The organism is Paenibacillus stellifer (assembly GCF_000758685.1).
Lineage (GTDB): Bacteria > Bacillota > Bacilli > Paenibacillales > Paenibacillaceae > Paenibacillus_AQ > Paenibacillus_AQ stellifer.
In genome coordinates this window covers 2121304-2139824 of record NZ_CP009286.1, presented here as the reverse complement: position 1 = coordinate 2139824, position 18521 = coordinate 2121304, and the positions used below count along the sequence as shown (strand labels likewise).

Below are 18521 nucleotides of genomic sequence, written 5' to 3'. Positions count from 1 at the left end.
AGGATGGTCCCGTAACACATGGTCCAAGCCGTTACAAGTTTCGCCGGCTCCGCCCAATTGCGGAACTACATATGCTTGATGACTTCGTCAGCGAATTCCGAACACTTGAGCTCGGTTGCGCCTTCCATCAAACGTGCAAAATCATAGGTAACTGTCTTGTTGTTGATCGCCGTTCCCATGCCTTTGTAGATCAGATCGGCGGCTTCCTGCCAGCCCAGATGCTCCAGCATCATAACGCCGGACAGCACGACCGAACCCGGGTTCACGACATCCTTGTCGGCATATTTCGGAGCGGTGCCATGAGTCGCTTCAAAAATGGCATGTCCAGTCACATAGTTGATGTTCGCGCCAGGCGCGATGCCGATTCCGCCGATTTGCGCTGCCAGCGCATCGGACAGGTAGTCGCCGTTCAGGTTCAGCGTAGCAATGACGTCGAAATCCGTCGGCCGCGTCAGCACCTGCTGCAGTGCGATATCCGCAATGGCGTCCTTGATGATGACTTTGCCTTCCTGCTCGGCTGCTTTCTGGGCCGCATTAGCCGCGTCGGTACCTTCGGCATCCTTGATCTTGTCGTACTGGTTCCATGTGAACACCTTGTCGCCGAATTCCTGCTCGGCCACTTCATAGCCCCAGTTCTTGAACGCGCCTTCCGTGAACTTCATGATATTGCCTTTATGCACAAGCGTAACGCTCTTGCGGCCATGCTTGACCGCATATTCGACAGCTGCCCGGACGAGACGCTTGGAGCCTTCCGAGGATACCGGCTTGATGCCGATGCCCGACGTCTCAGGGAAGCGGATCTTGCTTACACCCATTTCATTTTGCAAAAATTCGATGACCTTCTTAACCTGCTCCGAGCCTTCCTGGTATTCGATACCGGCATAAATATCTTCCGTGTTCTCGCGGAAAATAACCATGTCGACCAGCTCCGGATGCTTGACCGGAGAAGGCACGCCGTCGAAATAACGGACGGGACGCAGGCAGACATACAGATCCAGCTCCTGACGAAGGGCCACATTCAGGGAACGGATGCCTCCGCCGATCGGAGTCGTGAGCGGTCCCTTGATCGCCACGATATATTCGCGGATTGCTTCGAGCGTATCGTTAGGCAGCCATTCTCCATATGTATTGAACGCCTTCTCTCCGGCGAACACTTCGTACCAGGCAATGCTCTTCTTGCCGCCGTAAGCTTTCTCTACCGCAGCGTCGAGTACGCGCTTGGACGCCTTCCAGATATCCCGGCCCGTTCCGTCGCCTTCAATGAATGGAATGACCGGATGATCCGGAACCAGGAGTTTGCCTCCTTCAATGGTAATTTGCTCGCCTTCCGTTGGCAGTTCGAATTTTTCCAGCTTCAACATGAATGTATAGTCCTCCTTATAAATGGGTGTGTGCAGCGTACGCTTCTTTCATCGGTCATAAGGCTGCCATCAACCATCTCAAGGAAAGAAGCATACGCCTGCCATTAACGCTGCCGCGCTAGCCTGAAGTTCACCTATCTTTCATCAACCGGAACATATTTCTGCTCCACCAGGCCCGTATACTCCGCGCGCGGACGGATAATCCGGTTATCCTCATACTGCTCGAGAATATGCGCGGTCCATCCCGATACCCGGCTGATGGCAAAGATCGGCGTGAACAGCTCACGCTCTATGCCTAATTGAGTATACACGGAGGCGGAATAAAAATCGACATTCGGCCGCAGGCCTTTCTGTCCGGTAACCAGTTCTTCGACCTTAACCGACATGTCGAACAGACGCGTGTCGCCTTTCATAATGCCGAGTTCGCGGGACATTTTCATGAGATGCTTGGCGCGTGGATCGCCGTTCTTGTAGACGCGGTGTCCGAAGCCCATGATCTTCTCCCGGCGCTCCAGCTTCGTGCGGATATACGGCTCGACATTCGACAGAGTGCCGATCTCCTCCAGCATCTTCATAACCGCCTCATTGGCGCCGCCGTGCAGCGGTCCCTTCAGAGCGCCGACAGCCGAAGTAACGCCGGAGTATATATCGGACAATGTAGCGACCGTTACTCTGCCGGCAAAAGTTGAGGCGTTGAGTTCGTGATCAGCGTGCAGCACAAGCGCCGTATCCAGCGCCTTAACGGATATCATGTCGGGTTGTTGACCCCGAAGCATATACAGGAAGTTCTCCGCGATGGAGACGCCCTTAAGCGGAGCCACCGGCTCCAGTCCTTGGCGTATGCGCGCAAGCGCCGCGACGATCGTCGGAACCTGGGCCTGCAGCTTGACGGCCTTGATCTCGTTGGACTCACGGCTCATGTCATCGGCGGCTTCGTCGTACAGAGCCAGGCTCGATACGGCCGAACGCAGAGCCGCCATCGTATTCGCATCCTTCGGATACAGCTTCATCTGGGCAATGACCGGCTCCGGAATCGCCGCAAAATCGCTGAGATCCCGTTTCAGCTTATCCAGTTCGGCCGTGGTAGGCAGCGAACCGAACCAGAGCAGAAAGACAGTCTCTTCGAAGCTTGCATGTTCCGCAAGATCGTCAATATCGTAGCCGCGGTACGTAAGTACGCCGTCCACGATCGAGCTGATGGATGAAGTAGTGGCAACGATGCCTTCCAGTCCTTTGGTAACTGTCATTGTCTCAATCTCTCCTTTGGCCAACCGGATAATCTTAATATTGTTCCATGTAAACATTTACAATTTGAAATATTTTGACCCAGTGCTGTACAGTCCTAAAGTTAACCCTTTATTTATCATACTTGAAATTGTCGGTTACGTGAACTATGTGGAAGCTTTAGGGCGCATCAAATGATTTTATCGGAGAGATAGAAAAATACTTCTTTACCGGGCGTTTCAAGTAAACGTTCTCAGTTTACGAGGGACGGAATATGGGCTGTTTTCCGGTATCAGGGAATATACATGGAGAGAAGAAGACAGGCTTCGCTGCTGTATGAAAGGAGGAACCGAATGGACCGGCTCACGCTGAAACGGGTGCTTCGCGCGCTCTGGGTCCTGCTCGCCATTCTGCTCATTCTGTTGAGCCTCTATGTGCTGCTCCCGCTGCTCTACCCGCTTCTACTGGCCTGGCTGCTCGCCTGCAGCATACGGCCGCTCGTGAAGCGGCTTACCCGGCTGCATTTCCCCTCATGGCTTGCCGTTATTTTATCGCTGGCGCTCTATATAGGCTCGGCCGGGCTCGTTCTGACCGCCCTTATTACTCGGCTGGTCAAAGAGCTCGCCATCCTCACCCAGACCTTCAACGAGCATGCACCGCAGTGGCGGGACATGCTGATGGCCTGGACCCAAAACGCCAGATTGCAGAATATTATCAATCAGATCAACCAGTTCTATGCAAGCAACCCGAACCCGCATTCCCCCTTGGGAGGACCGAACAGCAAAACGGGCGAAACGCTCGGAATCGCCTTCACCCGAATAATCACCGGGATATTCAATTTCATTCTCGGACTGATCGCCCAGCTCCCCTCTTTCGGAACTGTGCTGGTTGTCGTCGTGCTGGCTGCCTTCTTCCTGGCGACCGGCTGGGAACGAAGAAACTCGGCGCTGGCCGGGCTTCTGCCTGTAAGCTTCCGCAGCATGGCTTCGGAAATATGGAGCGATCTGCGCAGCGCCTTATTCGGCTATATCATGGCGCAGTTCTTCCTGGTCACCGTCACCGGAGCCATCGTGATTGCCGGGCTTGCGCTCCTGGGGGTGGAATCGGCTTTTGTACTGGGCCTTATGATCGGTGTGGTCGATCTGCTCCCCTACCTGGGCGTCGGCGTTGTCATGATCCCCTGGGCGGCCATCGCGTTCATGACCGGTGACACGGCGCTTGCCGCCGGCCTTGGCGTTCTGTATGTCGTCGTTGTCATTACGCGCCAGGTGCTGGAGCCGAAGGTGCTGGCCAGCACTATCGGACTCGATCCCCTGGCCATGCTGATCGGCATGTTCGCCGGGCTCAGGCTGTTTGGCGCCGCAGGCCTGATCCTCGGCCCCGTTCTGCTTGTCATACTGGGCGCTTTCCGGAGGGCTGGCGTCTTTCGGGGAATTCAATCCTACATTCTCAGCGGAAGGCTGCATTAAGGAAAGCCGACAGAGACCGGATTTTGCGCAATAAAAAAGAGCGGATTGCCCCAGTTCTCAGCGGGCTCCGCTCCTTTTTGTACCGGCAGTTTGAAAGGACCGCCGCTACTATCTTCTGTAAAACGTAAAGGTTCCGTTCTTCATCCTCTTCTCCAGCCACTTCAGCAGCAGCCCCCGGTATATGGTGCGTGTCAGGGGGAAAACCAGTGTAAAGCCGATGATATCCGTGATAAATCCCGGGATTATAAGCAGCAGTCCGCCAAAGAACACGCAGAGTCCATCCAGCATCGTCCTTCCCGGAACAAGACCTTCCTGCATCTGCTGCTTGCTGTCCTGCAGTACCTTGCTTCCCTCAAAGCGCATCATCAGAAGCCCGATCAGCGAGGTGGAGACGAGCAGAAGCAGCGTCTTGGGCGCACCTAGCCAGGAAGAGACGAGAATGAAGCCGAACAGCTCGAACGCCGGAATGATAAACAGCGCGGCCCAGAGCCAGCTTTTCTTGATCATAGCGCTCCCCCTTTCTGCTCCAGCGCAGACCAAATGGCGTTATAGGCATCCGGAAGCGTGCGGTCCAGCCGGACCGGCCTCATCTCCCGGCTGACCCAGGCATGAGCGGTTGAACCGGTGACCAGCAGCTCGCCGCCCGGAGCTTCACAGAAACCCGATTCAGGCACGCTTATCTTAGAATCTTCTTCAGCCGCCCGGCGGATTTCATAGTCGTAGGTGATTCGCAGCGGTGTGAACGCCGTCATGCGTGTGTACACGACGACGAGATCATCGTATCTGGCAGACCTTTTGTAATTCAGCTCCGCCGACAATACGGGAAGCAGGACGCCCTGGCTTTCTAGTCCGGCATAGGTGAAGCCCAGTTCCCGGAGCATTTCGGTCCGCCCGATCTCGAACCAGTTCAGGTAATTGGAGTGGTAGACCACGCCCATTTGATCCGTCTCTTGGTAGCGTACCCGGAATATGGCGGCATGCCAAGGTCCGGCAATTAGATCTTGAGATTTCATGCGTGACGACCTCTCTTCTTGAATAGACATATATCGCATCGGCGACCCCGCTCCTGGAAGGCTGACAGGCTAAAGACCGGCCTCCTGCGCAGAGGGAAGCCTCCTGCGCGAGCCTCGGGCTACATAGAGAAGCAACAGTGCACCCGCCCCGGAGCTAATCATGCAGGCAATATTCATCGTCTGCACGCCGCCCTGATTCAGGAGCACCCCATTGATCAGATTCCCAAGGATACCGGAAAATCCGGAGAACACCATGTTGAATACGCTTTGTCCAGTCGCCTGCATATCGGCTGACGTAATCTTGGACACATATTCAACGGCAGAAATATAGAAGAATCCGAACGACAGGCCATGCAGCGCCTGAACACCGATCATGACTTCAGGATACGGGAAGATCACCTGGATTGTCCAGCGGAGCACGTAGATCAGGGCTGCAAGCAGCAGTGTCCGCTCTGTTCCCAACCGGCCGATCACACGGGAAGCTGCGAACATGGATGGCACGTTGGTGATCGAAGCCAGCAGCAGTGCAATGCCCGCATGGCCAGTGGAGCCTCCCACTGATTGAAAGGCCAGAACAAAATAAGTTCCGAACGCGGTCATGGTCTGATTGACAAGAAAGCTGCCTCCCAGGAAGGCCAGAAAAATCCGGTTCGACACCAGCTGTCGTACACCCTGCGCGAACGAATGCGCCATCATCCGATTCTCCCCAACATCCTTCGGGAGGCTCAGCGCCACGGCAACGGCAAGCAGGTTGAAGAACAGGAAGGGCAGCCAAATGTTCGATACCGAGAAGTTGGACACATACAGGCCGCCCGCGTAGCTTCCAGTGGCCGCGCCAAAGCTCATCATCAGCCGGATACTTCCGTAGGTGGAGCCGGCTTCTCTCGCCGCCGCAATGGCGTAGGAATCGGCGATAGGCGCCTGGGTGGAGGAGAAGATGGTGGACACCATGTAGACCGCAAGCAGAACGATGAACATGTCTGACCGGTAAAAAACAGCCAGCAGTCCCGGAACGGCAACGCTCAAAATCAGAACGAGCCGGGTCTGCCTGTAACGGTCGGCAATGACTCCCCAGCCCGGCTGGATGACAATCGCAACAAGCGTTCCCACCGCCATCAGCACACCGACCTGGCTGCTGTTCAAGCCGTTCTCGGCCAGAAGCAGGGTCAGGTATGGACCGAAAATGCCCCCCGCCAGTCCTAAAACCAGGTAAAACACGCGCAGCTTAAGCAATTTTGTCATGTCTATCGGCTAAATCCCCTCTGTCTATTTTCACATATTGCCCAAGCCTTTGCCGCTCCAGCCGCATTAACTGTCGTATTCTCGAAGAAGGAGACGGCGAACCGATGACAAAAACGATGAACGCTTCGAACAAACGCAGCTTCACCCGGCCCTGTCTGGCTGACAAATCTTATCTGCAATCGGCCGAAAAAGAAGGCTTCGGCTGGGTTTCGGGCAACTGGTCCGGCTACGCCCTGTCCGGGGCAAAAGGCGCTTACCTGCGAATCTGCGGTGAATGGACCGTACCCTTCATCATGCGCACGCCCAATTCCACCTACTCCTCCGCATGGATCGGCATCAACGGATTTCAGAACAGCAGCCTGATCCAGACCGGAACCGGACATGAATGTGTGGGCGGCGTCATCCGTTATTACGCTTGGTGGGAAATACTCCCCGCAGAGGAGACGGTTATTGGGCAACCCGTCTACCCGGGTGACCGGATGCGCGCCGTTATCGTGAAGCTGTGCAAGGGCTAGTGGTCCATCTCGCTGAGAAATCTCACAAGAGGCTGGAACTTCCGTACCATCCGGCATTACAGTGGTCCCCAAAGCTCGGCCGAATGGATCGTCGATGCTCCGCAGGTCGGAGGAAGACCGTCCCAATTGGCCTGGTTCTCCCCCGTATCCTTCCGCCGCTGCCGGGTTAACGGCAAGAATCCCCGGCTATCGCCTGCAGACGGCGGCATCATGATCCAGGACCGCAAGGCCGCTGCAGTTCCCTCCAGTCCCTCGCGTTCGGGAGACACTTTCTCCGTGAAGCGGAAGCTGCGGACAGGCTGCTTCCCCATGTAGCCTCGGACCTCGGACCGATCCAGCCCTATTATTCCTTGCATCATTGTGTCCCCGCTTCATACAAAAAGCAATGGCAGGAGCTGCCATTGCTTTTGGTTATACGCTATCGTAAATTGCCTGAAATGCAGGTTCGGAGATTATTCCGAAATTTGTTCAACCTTCACCAGGTTCGTGGAACCCGAATGGCCGAACGGAATGCCAGCTGTGATAACAGCCAGGTCGCCGGCTTTTACGAGTCCGGAAGCTTTGCCGCCCTTAACAGCCACTTGAAGGAGTTCGTCCGTCGAGTTGGCAGGCTCGCCATATACCGGGAACACGCCCCATACCAGTGCCAGTTGACGCATTGTTCTCTCTTGTGGAGTTACGGCGATAATCGGGGACTTCGAACGGTACTTCGATACGACGCGAGCCGTATGTCCGCTTACCGTGGAAGTCAGGATAGCAGCAGCATTCAGGTCCAGTGCGGAGATCGCTACGGATTGGCTGATAGCTTCCGTAACCGTCGTCTCCTGGGCAATCTGCTGCTTCAGGAAGATTTCGCGATGATCCAGTGCGGATTCCGCTTTCTCGGCGATGCGGGACATCGTCAGCACGGATTCAACCGGATATTTACCAGCAGCCGTTTCACCGGACAGCATGATAGCATCGGTTCCGTCAAAGATCGCGTTGGCAACGTCACTTGCTTCAGCGCGTGTCGGACGCGGGTTGCGCTGCATGGAGTCCAGCATCTGGGTAGCCGTGATAACCGGCTTGCCAGCGATGTTGCACTTCTTGATCATGAGCTTCTGCGCCAGCGGCACGTCTTCAGCCGGAATTTCCACGCCAAGGTCACCGCGGGCAACCATCAGGCCGTCGGATACTGCAAGAATTTCGTCAAGGTTGTCGACACCTTGCTGATTTTCAATTTTGGAGATGATTTGGATGTGGCCAGCGCCACGGCTTTCGAGAAGATCGCGAATTTCCAGAACGTCGCTGGCTTTGCGAACGAAGGAAGCGGCGATAAAATCGATGTCCTGTTCAATCCCGAAAATGATATCGTTGGTGTCCTTTTCCGTAATGCCCGGCAGGGAGATGGCAACTCCAGGCACGTTAACGCCCTTCTTGCTCTTGATCGTTCCTCCGTTGACGATACGGGTCTTGATTTCAGTGCCTTGAATGTCAACAACCGTCAGTCCAATCAGACCGTCGTCGATCAGGATTGTGGATCCTACCGAAACGTCGCTCGGAAGATCTGAATAAGTAACGGAGATACGGTTCTTGTCGCCAAGAATTTCTTCCGTCGTCAATGTCAGATATTCGTCCTGTACCAGTTCAATCGGTTCCACTTCCAGCTTGCCTGTGCGAATCTCCGGCCCCTTGGTATCGAGCAGAATGGCAACTGTCTTGTTCAGTTCCTTCGATGCTTGACGGATCGTCTTGATGCGCGCTCCATGCTCTTCAAAATCACCGTGAGAGAAGTTCAGGCGTGCAACATTCATTCCGGCCAGAATCAATTTCTTGATGTTCTCCAACGACTCACTTGCAGGACCAATCGTACATACAATTTTACTTTTCCGCATTAGGTTTTCCTCCGTTTTTTTGTTTCTCTCTGTCTCACTTTTCCAACTACAAAATCTACTACAAAGTTGCCTGTTTGAATAGGAACTATGTCATATGCAGCTTAGACTGCGCCCTTTTGAATATTACTGCAAGCAGCGTACAAAATCAATGACTTCGCGCCTTTTTTTGGCAAGATGCCTGCGAGAACGCATCTGGCCGGGTAAAAATTTATGTCAAAATCTCTGGAAACAACACAAGCAATCTCTTAGCTATATAAGGCGAGGGCCGCACCTGAATGAAAGCCTGAATGAAAGCCTGAATGACAACCCGTTTCCAAGCTCAGCGCATAAAAAATCTTCAGCAGATTTCTTTGCGGAGAATGTTGCCAATTCCCTATTCAGGTTATTGTTGTGCAAGATCAGGAAGCATAGCCTTTGAAGTTTATACTTCCCTATATTAAAAAAAGACCCCGAAACGCTCGGGGTCTTTTGGTATTTCAGACACAGGGTGCAGAACCTGCTGCCCCTGGGCAATGTTATTCCGGGCTGAGGGCCGGCTCCTCCGTGAATGCCTCTTCGGAGACCTGGGTCTCCTGGAACTCGCCAATCTTCCGGAATTTCCGGTAACGGTCCTCTCTCAGCTCGTCTGCGTCCAGAACGGCAAGCTCGCGCAAATGTCTCAGGAGGGCATCCTTGATGAAGGCTGCCGTCGCTTCGTAATCGCGGTGAGCTCCGCCTTTCGGCTCCGGAATCACTTCCTCCACTACTTCCATCTGCAGCAGATCGGACGCGGTAATCTTCATCGCCTCCGCCGCCTGATCGGCTTTGGACGCATCCTTCCACAGAATGGAAGCCGCGCCGTTCGGCGAAATGGCGGAATAGATAGCGTGCTCCAGCATCAGCACCCGGTTGCCCACGGCCATGGCAAGCGCTCCGCCGCTGCCGCCCTCGCCGATTACGACGCAGACGACAGGAACGCCGAGCGCCGACATTTCCAGCAGATTGCGGGCAATGGCTTCCGACTGCCCCCGCTCCTCGGCCGTATTGCCGGGATAGGCGCCCTTCGTATCAACAAAGGTGACGATCGGACGCTTGAACTTGTCCGCTTGCCGCATAAGACGAAGCGCCTTGCGGAATCCTTCAGGATGCGGGCTGCCAAAGAAGCGGGCGATATTATCCTTCGTATCCTTGCCGCGCTGCTGGCCGATTACGGTGACCGGCACGCCGTCGAGCTTGCCGATCCCGCCTACAACGGCCAGATCGTCGCCGAACAGGCGATCGCCGTGCAGCTCGATGAAATCGGTGAAGATCAGGTCGATAAGATCAAGCGAGGTCGGACGGCTGTGATGCCGCGCCAAGTGCATTTTCTGGGACGGCGAAATATTGGAATAAATCTCCTGCTCCATCAGCTTGTAACGTTCCTCGAGACGGGCAACTTCATCAGCGAAATCGATTCCCTTCTCTTCCCCGAACTGCTTCAGTTCTTCGATTTTTTGGCGCATTTCAACGAGAGGTTTTTCAAAAGGCAAGTCCCCCGCCATCTAAAATCCCCCCTTCCCGTCATGCAGCTCCAGCAGTCTGCCGAGCATGGAGCGCATTTCCTTGCGGTGCACCACCAGATCGAGCTGGCCATGCTGCAGATTGAATTCAGCCGTCTGGAAATCATCCGGCAGCTTCTGCCGGATCGTCTGTTCGATGACGATTCGTCCCGCGAATCCGAAGACGGCACCCGGCTCCGCAATATTGATGTCGCCCAGCGAGGCGAAGCTGGCCGATACGCCGCCCGTCGTCGGGTCTGTAATAACGGATATGTACAATCCGCCCGATTCCCCAAAACGGGCCAGCGCCGCGCTTGTCTTCGCCATCTGCATCAGGCTCAGAATGCTCTCCTGCATCCGCGCACCGCCCGATGCGGAGAATATAATCAGCGGCAGACGTCTCTCGGTCGCCTCCTCAACGGCGCGGGTAATCTTCTCCCCGACGACCGAGCCCATGCTGCCCGTAAAGAATTCGAAATTCATAACGGCGACGATAACCGGCCGCCCGGCAATGCTGCCTTGTCCGGTAATGACGCCGTCCAATTGCCCTGTCTTGAGCTGCTGCTGCTCAAGCTTCGTGGCGTATCCCGGAAACTGCAGCGGGTCCACAGGGGCAAGCCCCGCATCGAACTCGATAAAGCTGCCCGGATCCAGCGTCATGGCGATCCGTTCCACTGCGTTCAGCCGCATATGATGGCCGCAAGACGGACATACCTTAAGGTTCTTCTCCAGTTCCTTGCTGTACTGGATCGATCCGCATTTGGGACATTTGCTCATCAGCCCTTCGGGAATTTCCCGTTTCGGCCGTTCTCCCTCCGCGGGCGCATCGTTTTGCTCCTGACGCGGAGAAGGCACCGTCGCATATTTCCGTTTTTTCTGAAACAAATCTTTGAACAAGAGCCGCACCTCTTCAGCCGTTTATTTGCGTTATGCAGCGTTCGCGCTGTCATGACTGCTCTAATGATGTCTTAATTCTGTGGTTTAGGGATGCAGAATCAGGTTAAGCACTTCCTGAACTTCTTCCAGCTCGCGGGAAGGCACCAGAATCTCGAACTGCTGCTTGGACATATTGATGGGACGACATTTCACCAGGAAGCCCTCTTCCGTCAGTTTGCTCTTAATCATATCCGCCACTTTCGCGGTAGGCGCGATGTAAATAACCGTCCACATGTCCGTTAACGAGGCCTCCCTCATCTCGAATCCAAAGCCGTATCCCGTATGATGGAACCATGATAACATAGTTTACTTTTTTCCTGCAACAAAGGAGGAAGCGGCAAGCCGCCTTTCGGGACCGCTCAGCGGTCCCTTTCTCTCCCCTTAAGACCCGACCTCGTCCAAGGAAACGGGATAAACATTCGCCCCTTCATGGCGGTGCGCAATCCGGGCCGAAGCCGCTGCGGCGATGCCTGCCACGAGATCGTCGAGAAAGACGTGAACGGCATTCTCCCGGTCGTTTAACATTCCGATAACACCGGGTTTCGTTTTATCCAGATAACCAAAGCCTGTCAGCCCGATCATGCCATACACGCCTGTTATGCCCATCGCCAGCGTCTCGTCGGCGCCATAGAGCGATTCGTCCGCCTCCATGATCGCCTGCAGCGGCTGGGGCAGCAGCTTCTTCTCCGCCAGTTCGTCGAGGGCGATACCTGTCATAAGCGTGTACTGCACCTCTCTTTTGCCGAGAACGGCTTTAACACTTGCTTCGCATTCCTCCAGCGCCAGGTCCGGATAGTAAGCCGACTGCAGCGTATGCACGATCCCTGTGATCGCCTCTATGGTTACGCCTCTGCGCTCCAGCAGTCTCACCGCCAACTCATAAGACATAGCGATACCCCTTTCCGCAAAGATAAACGCCTTGCGGCGTCCATTGACGCCAGGCGTTTACCAAGAAATGGAAAACCGATGTTAAGCGCTCAGCTTATACATGACAATCTTCTATTTCGCGTAAAGCCTGTAGTTTCCTAAATGTATGCGGAAAGGGGGAGAAACGTTCTTGTTTCGGCTGGGAAAATGCTCATTTCATTCGCAGCGTGCCGGGTCCCAGCAGCGCTTCGATCCGGCCTGCAAGCTCAGGCGACGGCTCGATCCGGTAGCTGTCGCTGAGCGCGATCAGCCGCTGGCCGCGCTCGTAGAACAGCAGCGTCGGCACGCCGCCGGGCGCGCTCTGCAGCAGCTCCTGCAGCTGCTGCAGCAGGCCGCCATCCTCCGCGGCGGCCGTGATCTTGATGAAGGCGCGCCGGCCTCCGGCATCGCGCGCCGGCTCCGCCTGGCCCGCGGCCGCAGCGCGGGCCTGCGGCGCTTCCGTCCGCGGCGCTGCCGCGCGGACGGCTCCGGCGGCGGACGGCGATGCCCCGCCCGTCCGCCCGACTCCCGCCGGGGCGCCTGCACGCGGCGCACCGGCGGCGGGGCCGCCCTGGCCGCGGCTCTGCGGCCGGGAGCCGAGGGCTGCGCGCCGCTGCAGCAGGGCGCGCAGCGTATCCTGGGCCAGCGGCGCGATCTCATCGGCCAGCAGCTTGAAGCCCTCGTCCTGCTGCTGTACCTTGGCGCGCAGGGCGAGGAGCGCTCCCCTCTCGACATAGGTGCGGCTCCGCTTCCACACCTCGGGGAACATCACAACCTCGCAGCGCTCGATCTGGTCCTCCCATTCGACAAAAGCCATCGCTTTGCCGGCTTTTGTCATAATTTCTTTGACGGAGACGACCATGCCCGCGGTCACCGCCGAGCTCTCATCCTCCGCCTCGTCAAGGTCCATCAAGCGCTGGACGCCTGGCTCCGCCAGCAGCTGCTCGTAGTCGTCCAGCGGGTGGCCGGACAGATAGAGGCCGAGCAGCTCGCGCTCCAGCTCCAGCTGCTGCCCTGCTGTGAACTTCGGAATATCGGGGTAGCGGATATCCCAGTTCGGCGTCTCCACGAGATCGTCGAACAGCTGGATCTGCAGCTCCTCCCGCTCCTTGCGCCACTTGGCCGCCGCATCCGTTGTCTCGTCCAGCATGGCGAGCAGCTGGGCCCGGTGGCCGGGCAGGCTGTCGAAAGCGCCCGCCTGGATCAGCGACTCTACGACCCGCTTGTTGCACAACCGAAGGTCCACCCGGCGGCAGAAATCGAGCAGGCTGTCAAAGGGCCGCTCCTTCCTTGCTTCCAGAATGCTATCGACGGCAAGCGTGCCGACATTCTTGATCGCGGCAAGGCCGAACCGGATATGCCCGGCCTGGGCGGATTCACCGGACACCGGCGTGAAGAGCACGCCGCTCTCGTTCACATCGGGAGGCAGCACACCGATGCCCATCCGCCGGCATTCGAGCACATACTCCGCCACCTTGCGGTGGACGCCCATGACGGCCGTCAGCATGGAGGCCATGAACTGGACGGGGTAATGGGCCTTCAGATAGGCCGTCTGAAAGGCCAGCACGCCGTAAGCGGCGGCATGGGCTCTTGGGAAGCCGTAGTCGGCGAAACGGACGATCATGTCATAGACCGCATTCGCATCCTCTTCCCGGTAGCCCAGCTTCAGGCTGCCCTGGACGAAGTGGGCCCGCTCACGGTCCAGCGTCTCCCGTTTCTTCTTCGACACGGCACGCCGCAGCAGATCCGCTTCTCCGAGCGAGAAGCCCGCCATGAGCGAAGCGATCTGCATGATCTGTTCCTGATAGACGATGATGCCATAGGTGTCGGACAGGATCGGGATGAGATCGGGATGGGGATAATCCACTTCCGCAAGCCCATGCTTGCTCTGAATATATTTGGGAATAAACTCCATTGGTCCCGGCCGGTACAGTGCCAACACGGAGATAATATCTTCAAACACGGTCGGGCGAAGCTCCTTCAGCACGCGGCGCATGCCCGCCGACTCCAGCTGGAACACGCCCGTCGTCTCGCCATGGCCCAGCATGGCATAAGTCGCTTCATCATTGTCCGGGATAGTCCGGAAATCCGGCATGCTGCCGGTCATCTCGAGGGTCCACTTCATCGTCCGCTCGATAATCGACAGCGTCCGAAGACCCAGAAAGTCCATCTTCAGCAGTCCGACGCTCTCCAGATTCTCCATGGAATACTGGGTCAGCGAAGTGCCTTCGCTCCCCTCCTGGAGCGGAACGGCATCGGTGAGCGGTCCGCGAGAAATGACAACGCCTGCGGCATGTGTCGAAGCGTGTCTGGGCATGCCCTCCACCTTCATCGCCATCCGCAGAAGATCGCGGGTCCGCGGGTTCCCGTCGTACAGCGCCTTAAGATCGGGGCTTGTATCGAGCGCCCGCGAAATGCTGATGCCAAGCGTGCCGGGAATGAGCTTCGCAGCCTTGTCGACTTCGCCGTAAGGCAGATTCAGCGCCCGACCCACATCGCGGACGGCGGCGCGGGCCGCCAGCGTTCCGAAGGTAATAATCTGCGCGACATGCTCCTCGCCGTATTTGCGGGAGACATAGGCGATCACCTCGTCCCGGCGCTCGTCGCTGAAGTCGATGTCAATATCGGGCATCGTGATCCGCTCCGGATTCAGGAAGCGCTCGAAGAGCAGGTTGTATTTCAGCGGATCGACGTCGGTGATATGCAGACAGTAGGCCGTGAGGCTGCCCGCCGACGAGCCTCTTCCGGGACCTGTCGCGATGCCCTGCCGGCGGCAGAAGGCGATGAAATCCCAGACGATCAGAAAATAATCGGAGAAGCCCATATTCTCGATGACGCCAAGCTCATAACCGAGCCGCTCGTACGCTTTGGCCCTGTTCTCCCCGGATTCCCACCCCGGCGTATTCGTGTAGCGCTCTTCCAGGCCCGTCTCGCATAGCTGTCTCAAGTATCCGGCTGCGTCCAGCCCCTCCGGAATCGGCGAGAACTCGGGGAGAATATGCCGCCCGAATTCCAGCTCCAGATTGCACTTGTCCGCAATGACGGCCGTGTTATGGATGGCCTGCGGCACATGCGGGAACAGAGCCTCCATCTCCTTGGCGCTCTTCAGATACAGCTGATCCGTTCCGATGCGGAAGCGCTCCTCGTCGTCCACCGTTTTGCCCGTGCCGATGCAGATCAGCACGTCCTGAACCTCCGCATCCTCCCGGGTCAAATAATGCGCATCGTTCGTAACCGTCAGGGAAATGCCGGTCTCCTCGGCCAGCGCGATCAGCTTCGGATTGACCCGCTTCTGTTCGGGAATGCCGTGGTCCTGAAGCTCCAGATAGAAATCCTCTCCGAAAATCTCCTTGTACCGGAGCGCCGCCAGCTTCGCCTCCGCATCCCGCCCGTGAAGCAGATGCTGGGGAATTTCGCCGCCGAGGCAGGCACTGAGGCAGATCAGGCCTTCCGAATGGGCCGCAAGGGCTTCCATGTCGATCCTCGGCTTGTAGTGGTAGCCTTCCAGATGTCCGATTGATACAAGCCGCATCAGATTGCGGTATCCCTCTTCATTCTTCGCCAGCAGAATCAGGTGATAGATCGGCTGGTCCTTCCGGCTGCCCCGCTCGCGTCGGGAGCCCGCTGTCAGATATACCTCGCAGCCGATAATCGGCTTGATTCCATGCTCGCGGCATGCTTTATAAAAAGGGATCGCCCCGTACATGACGCCGTGATCGGTCAGCGCCAGCGCCTTCATCCCGTGCTCGCCGGCCCGGCGGGCCAGATCGCCGATTCGCGCAGCTCCGTCCAATAAACTGTATTCGCTGTGCACATGCAGATGCACGAAAGGGCTCATGATCCCACTTCCTTTTTCGTTAAAGTCCATAATTCCATTTTATCATATTGAAGGGGCCAAGGCCCATAGAATGAAGGAAGAGCACCGGGACAGGCGTGGGCTAGAGACGTCTGCATCTCCAGACAAGGAGGACTTTATGAATATCTTTCTGAGCAAGGCCGTCCTCGATTTCTTCATCGCCTTCGGCATTGTGGTGGGCGGTTCCATTCTGGGAGGCGTCGGGGCTGTCGTGTCGCTGCAGCCTCCGACGATGACGATGCTCGATGTGGCCGACCGGATCAAAATCTGGGCGCTGGCCGCCGCCGTCGGTGGAACCATCGACCCCATGCGGGTCATCGAAAGCAATATGCTCGGTGGCAATCTGTCGCCTGCGATCAAGCAAATTCTGTATCTGGTCTTCGCTTTCCTCGGAGCGCATATGGGCAGCGAGCTCATCAAATGGGTATGCGGAAAGGGGTAGCGTCATGAGAGTTCCGCCCTTCCGGCAGTTTCGCCGCTTCTCCCAGCTGTCGGCGGTCTTTGTTCTCGGCATGGTCATCGGCTGCGGGGTGTACAATGCGGTGTACCATATCGGCTTCAACACCCTGTGGCTGGAGAATCAGGATCTGCGCGTGCAACTGGAGCAGTATGAGAAGGACATCCAGACGCTGAAAAAGTACAAAGACAGTTCGTCCGTAATCAAGGAAATCCGAATCCGGGCAGAGAGTACAGGAACGAAGGAGAATTCCGGCCTTAACGCCGCGATCGTCAAAGACATTCTCCGGGGCATGAGCGCGGACCTGGAGCCGCTGCGGGGACGGAGCGTCTATGAGATCGACGAAGACAGCAAGATGGCCCGCCTGCTGCTCAGCGGTAAACTATACATCGTGCGTGACAAAGAATACAGCGTCAAAATCCGCACCATGCTCGTCGTGGAAGGCGTCCTGCAAATATGGGTGGAAATCGCGCCGCATACCCGGCAGTAAAGGTTCGTTCAGCCGTACTTTTTCCCCACACCCGACTAGAGGCGCATTTATGATTCCGTTCCGCGAATCCCGAAGCGCACGGAAGCAGGCGGACGGTCATGCATATCCTGGTCAGCCTTCATGCCGATCCCCCGTCTCTTGGCTACAGCAATGCGGTAAAGAACGTTCCGTGAATTACCTCAGGTGAGCGAAAAAAGTGCAAGGCACTCCCAGCAAAACGGATTCCTCCTCTGCTAGCAATACGGACCCCTTCTCTGCTCAGCAAAACGGATTCCTTCTCTGCTCAGCAAAACGGACCCCTTCTCTGCACCGGGCAGATCGGAGGTCCGCTTAGCTGGCTTGTTTAGCCTTCATCTTCCAATCAATTTGCGTACAAACGGAAAACGGAGAATCTGCTTCTTCATTAGCCGGCCCCGGAATTCCTGCTTGATCTTGCCATAAATGTCGGGACAGTTGCTCCGCGTCCATTCGTACATATACGTATAGTCATCCGTCGTTTTGGCGGAATTTCGCAAATAATACACAATCGTGTCATAAGCGGTGTTGTTGAACCAGCCAGTCATTTCGGCGCTGCGGTAATTGTACCTGTCGACAGCCATGTTGCGGATCGTGCGCTTCTCCTCCAGATTCCGCACCAGGAAGTCGCGGGACAGGTTAAAAGTAATATTATTGCCATGTATCCGGTACACGCCAACCGCCGAATCGATGAAGCCGGCGTCACCCACCAGCAGAGAGCGCAAGTAAATCGAGGCGTCGTTGACCATGTTCATTTGAAAAATATTCATATCCAGCAGCGCTTCCCGCCGGAAAATCGTCGTCAGGGTCGAAGCCGGCTTCCCGTAGCCCGGACGCTCGAAATTAAGAAAATACGAACGCCGGTCAGTCACCTCGGCAAGCCCGATTTCCTGCAGCTGAAGGCGGCCGCTGGTCGAATACTCCAGAAAAACGTTGGCGGCCACAAAGCTCAGGCCCGGCACTCTCTTGTGAAAGGCGACCGCCTTGCTGAAATAGCCGGGATCGACCAAGTAATCGTCGTCGTCCAGGAACAGGATGTACTCGCCGTCTCCATGCGCGCTGAATGCCTCCAGCCGGTTCGCTCCCGGTCCCCGATTGCTTGTGTTGCGCATATAGATGACCCGGCTCTCTCCGCCAAAAGCCTCCTCCATCAACTCGTCCGTGCCGTCGGTGGAAGCGTCGTCGATAACCGTGATCTCTACACTGGGATAATCCTGGGCCAGAATGCTCTCGATCGCCTGACGCAGGAAGGCTTTGCGGTTGTAGGTGGTAATGATGACGCTGATCTTGGGAGACTCCGCATCATCCGGCAGGCCGCCGCTCTCTGAAGCGGGCGCCAAGCCGTTCTTCAGTTCGTCCAGCCGGGCTTCCAGATTCAGCGCTTCATCCGATTCGCCAAGCCCGAATCGCCGCTCCAGGTAGAAACGGAGCACCTCCGGAGCATCCCTGCCGTCAGCCTGGCGGGCCACAACCTTCGCCAAAGCCGTCATTTCTTCACTTACGCCGGGCTGTTCGTCACCGATCAGCGCTTGAAGGCGCGCAGTCCAGTCCCGCTCGCCCGGCTGCCCCGCCGCATCAGCGTCTTCGCGGGCTGCGTCGGCCAAAAACCGGCGGCAAGCCTGCATCCGTTCCACTCGTTGCTCCAT

15 protein-coding genes and 1 pseudogene are annotated in these 18521 nt (G+C 56.7%); 4 read left to right on the top strand and 12 right to left on the bottom strand.

Annotated features, from left to right (window positions below; genetic code table 11):
* Nucleotides 1-65: 65 nt before the first annotated feature.
* Together icd and citZ are read right to left on the bottom strand one after the other, a co-directional pair.
* Nucleotides 66-1361: an NADP-dependent isocitrate dehydrogenase gene (icd, locus tag PSTEL_RS09580; RefSeq protein WP_038694873.1), complete on the bottom strand. Its 1296-nt coding sequence runs from the start codon at nucleotides 1359-1361 to the stop codon at nucleotides 66-68.
* A gap of 134 nt (nucleotides 1362-1495) precedes the next feature.
* The gene (citZ, locus tag PSTEL_RS09575; protein ID WP_038694872.1) at nucleotides 1496-2608 is read right to left on the bottom strand and encodes a citrate synthase; all 1113 of its coding nucleotides are present in this window, start codon (nucleotides 2606-2608) and stop codon (nucleotides 1496-1498) included.
* A 282-nt stretch (nucleotides 2609-2890) separates the two neighbouring features.
* Between citZ and ytvI the strand changes: the two genes are divergently transcribed.
* Complete coding sequence (gene ytvI, locus PSTEL_RS09570; protein ID WP_245625119.1) at nucleotides 2891-4054, top strand: sporulation integral membrane protein YtvI; 1164 nt, start codon at nucleotides 2891-2893, stop codon at nucleotides 4052-4054.
* A 108-nt stretch (nucleotides 4055-4162) separates the two neighbouring features.
* Here ytvI and PSTEL_RS09565 read toward each other — a convergent pair whose 3' ends face one another.
* From PSTEL_RS09565 to PSTEL_RS09555, 3 genes are all read right to left on the bottom strand, one after another.
* Nucleotides 4163-4561, bottom strand: coding sequence for an FxsA family protein (locus tag PSTEL_RS09565; protein WP_038694868.1), 399 nt, complete (start codon nucleotides 4559-4561; stop codon nucleotides 4163-4165).
* The gene (locus tag PSTEL_RS09560; RefSeq protein ID WP_052098319.1) at nucleotides 4558-5067 is read right to left on the bottom strand and encodes an acyl-CoA thioesterase; all 510 of its coding nucleotides are present in this window, start codon (nucleotides 5065-5067) and stop codon (nucleotides 4558-4560) included. Before PSTEL_RS09560 ends, PSTEL_RS09565 begins: the two co-directional genes overlap by 4 nt.
* A 69-nt stretch (nucleotides 5068-5136) precedes the next feature.
* On the bottom strand, nucleotides 5137-6309 hold the full coding sequence (locus PSTEL_RS09555) for an MFS transporter (RefSeq protein WP_038694866.1): 1173 nt from the start codon (nucleotides 6307-6309) through the stop codon (nucleotides 5137-5139).
* 104 nt (nucleotides 6310-6413) lie between these two features.
* Here PSTEL_RS09555 and PSTEL_RS09550 point away from each other — a divergent pair.
* Nucleotides 6414-7139: pseudogene (locus PSTEL_RS09550) on the top strand (G1 family glutamic endopeptidase).
* Between the two features lie 137 nt (nucleotides 7140-7276).
* Here PSTEL_RS09550 and pyk read toward each other — a convergent pair.
* From pyk to PSTEL_RS09520, 6 genes are all read right to left on the bottom strand, one after another.
* Nucleotides 7277-8698 (bottom strand): pyruvate kinase, encoded by a 1422-nt coding sequence (pyk, locus tag PSTEL_RS09545; RefSeq protein WP_038694864.1) that lies wholly within the window; start codon nucleotides 8696-8698, stop codon nucleotides 7277-7279.
* Between the two features lie 515 nt (nucleotides 8699-9213).
* Nucleotides 9214-10218 carry an acetyl-CoA carboxylase carboxyltransferase subunit alpha gene (locus PSTEL_RS09540; RefSeq protein WP_038694862.1) on the bottom strand — a complete coding sequence of 335 codons (1005 nt, stop codon included), beginning with the start codon at nucleotides 10216-10218 and terminating at the stop codon, nucleotides 9214-9216.
* Entirely contained in the window at nucleotides 10219-11112 is an 894-nt protein-coding gene (gene accD / locus PSTEL_RS09535; RefSeq protein ID WP_038694860.1) for an acetyl-CoA carboxylase, carboxyltransferase subunit beta, read from the bottom strand.
* Nucleotides 11113-11196: 84 nt separating this feature from the next.
* Nucleotides 11197-11385 carry a hypothetical protein gene (locus PSTEL_RS09530; RefSeq protein ID WP_038700526.1) on the bottom strand — a complete coding sequence of 63 codons (189 nt, stop codon included), beginning with the start codon at nucleotides 11383-11385 and terminating at the stop codon, nucleotides 11197-11199.
* Nucleotides 11386-11532: 147 nt separating this feature from the next.
* Nucleotides 11533-12039 (bottom strand): phosphatidylglycerophosphatase A family protein, encoded by a 507-nt coding sequence (locus PSTEL_RS09525; RefSeq protein WP_038694858.1) that lies wholly within the window; start codon nucleotides 12037-12039, stop codon nucleotides 11533-11535.
* A 190-nt stretch (nucleotides 12040-12229) separates the two neighbouring features.
* Nucleotides 12230-15895 (bottom strand): DNA polymerase III subunit alpha, encoded by a 3666-nt coding sequence (locus PSTEL_RS09520; protein ID WP_038694856.1) that lies wholly within the window; start codon nucleotides 15893-15895, stop codon nucleotides 12230-12232.
* Between the two features lie 136 nt (nucleotides 15896-16031).
* On the opposite strand from PSTEL_RS09520, the gene PSTEL_RS09515 reads away from it, so the two are divergent.
* Entirely contained in the window at nucleotides 16032-16355 is a 324-nt protein-coding gene (locus PSTEL_RS09515) for a YtrH family sporulation protein (RefSeq protein WP_038694854.1), read from the top strand.
* A gap of 4 nt (nucleotides 16356-16359) precedes the next feature.
* Nucleotides 16360-16860 carry a sporulation membrane protein YtrI gene (locus PSTEL_RS09510; RefSeq protein ID WP_038694852.1) on the top strand — a complete coding sequence of 167 codons (501 nt, stop codon included), beginning with the start codon at nucleotides 16360-16362 and terminating at the stop codon, nucleotides 16858-16860.
* 350 nt (nucleotides 16861-17210) lie between these two features.
* On the opposite strand, the gene PSTEL_RS26175 is transcribed toward PSTEL_RS09510, so the two are convergent.
* Entirely contained in the window at nucleotides 17211-18521 is a 1311-nt protein-coding gene (locus PSTEL_RS26175) for a glycosyltransferase family 2 protein (protein WP_052098318.1), read from the bottom strand.

Bases quoted from the DNA above. Each gene is read 5' to 3' on its own strand.
- PSTEL_RS09565 (WP_038694868.1), bottom strand. From the start codon at position 4,561: ATGATCAAGAAAAGCTGGCTCTGGGCCGCGCTGTTTATCATTCCGGCG.
- PSTEL_RS26175 (WP_052098318.1), bottom strand. From the start codon at position 18,521: ATGGAGCAACGAGTGGAACGGATGCAGGCTTGCCGCCGGTTTTTGGCC.
- PSTEL_RS09560 (WP_052098319.1), bottom strand. From the start codon at position 5,067: ATGAAATCTCAAGATCTAATTGCCGGACCTTGGCATGCCGCCATATTC.
- PSTEL_RS09525 (WP_038694858.1), bottom strand. From the start codon at position 12,039: ATGTCTTATGAGTTGGCGGTGAGACTGCTGGAGCGCAGAGGCGTAACC.
- PSTEL_RS09540 (WP_038694862.1), bottom strand. From the start codon at position 10,218: ATGGCGGGGGACTTGCCTTTTGAAAAACCTCTCGTTGAAATGCGCCAA.
- ytvI (WP_245625119.1), top strand. From the start codon at position 2,891: ATGGAGAGAAGAAGACAGGCTTCGCTGCTGTATGAAAGGAGGAACCGA.
- PSTEL_RS09510 (WP_038694852.1), top strand. From the start codon at position 16,360: ATGAGAGTTCCGCCCTTCCGGCAGTTTCGCCGCTTCTCCCAGCTGTCG.
- PSTEL_RS09515 (WP_038694854.1), top strand. From the start codon at position 16,032: ATGAATATCTTTCTGAGCAAGGCCGTCCTCGATTTCTTCATCGCCTTC.
- PSTEL_RS09520 (WP_038694856.1), bottom strand. From the start codon at position 15,895: ATGAGCCCTTTCGTGCATCTGCATGTGCACAGCGAATACAGTTTATTG.
- pyk (WP_038694864.1), bottom strand. From the start codon at position 8,698: ATGCGGAAAAGTAAAATTGTATGTACGATTGGTCCTGCAAGTGAGTCG.
- PSTEL_RS09555 (WP_038694866.1), bottom strand. From the start codon at position 6,309: ATGACAAAATTGCTTAAGCTGCGCGTGTTTTACCTGGTTTTAGGACTG.
- icd (WP_038694873.1), bottom strand. From the start codon at position 1,361: ATGTTGAAGCTGGAAAAATTCGAACTGCCAACGGAAGGCGAGCAAATT.
- citZ (WP_038694872.1), bottom strand. From the start codon at position 2,608: ATGACAGTTACCAAAGGACTGGAAGGCATCGTTGCCACTACTTCATCC.
- PSTEL_RS09530 (WP_038700526.1), bottom strand. From the start codon at position 11,385: ATGTGGACGGTTATTTACATCGCGCCTACCGCGAAAGTGGCGGATATG.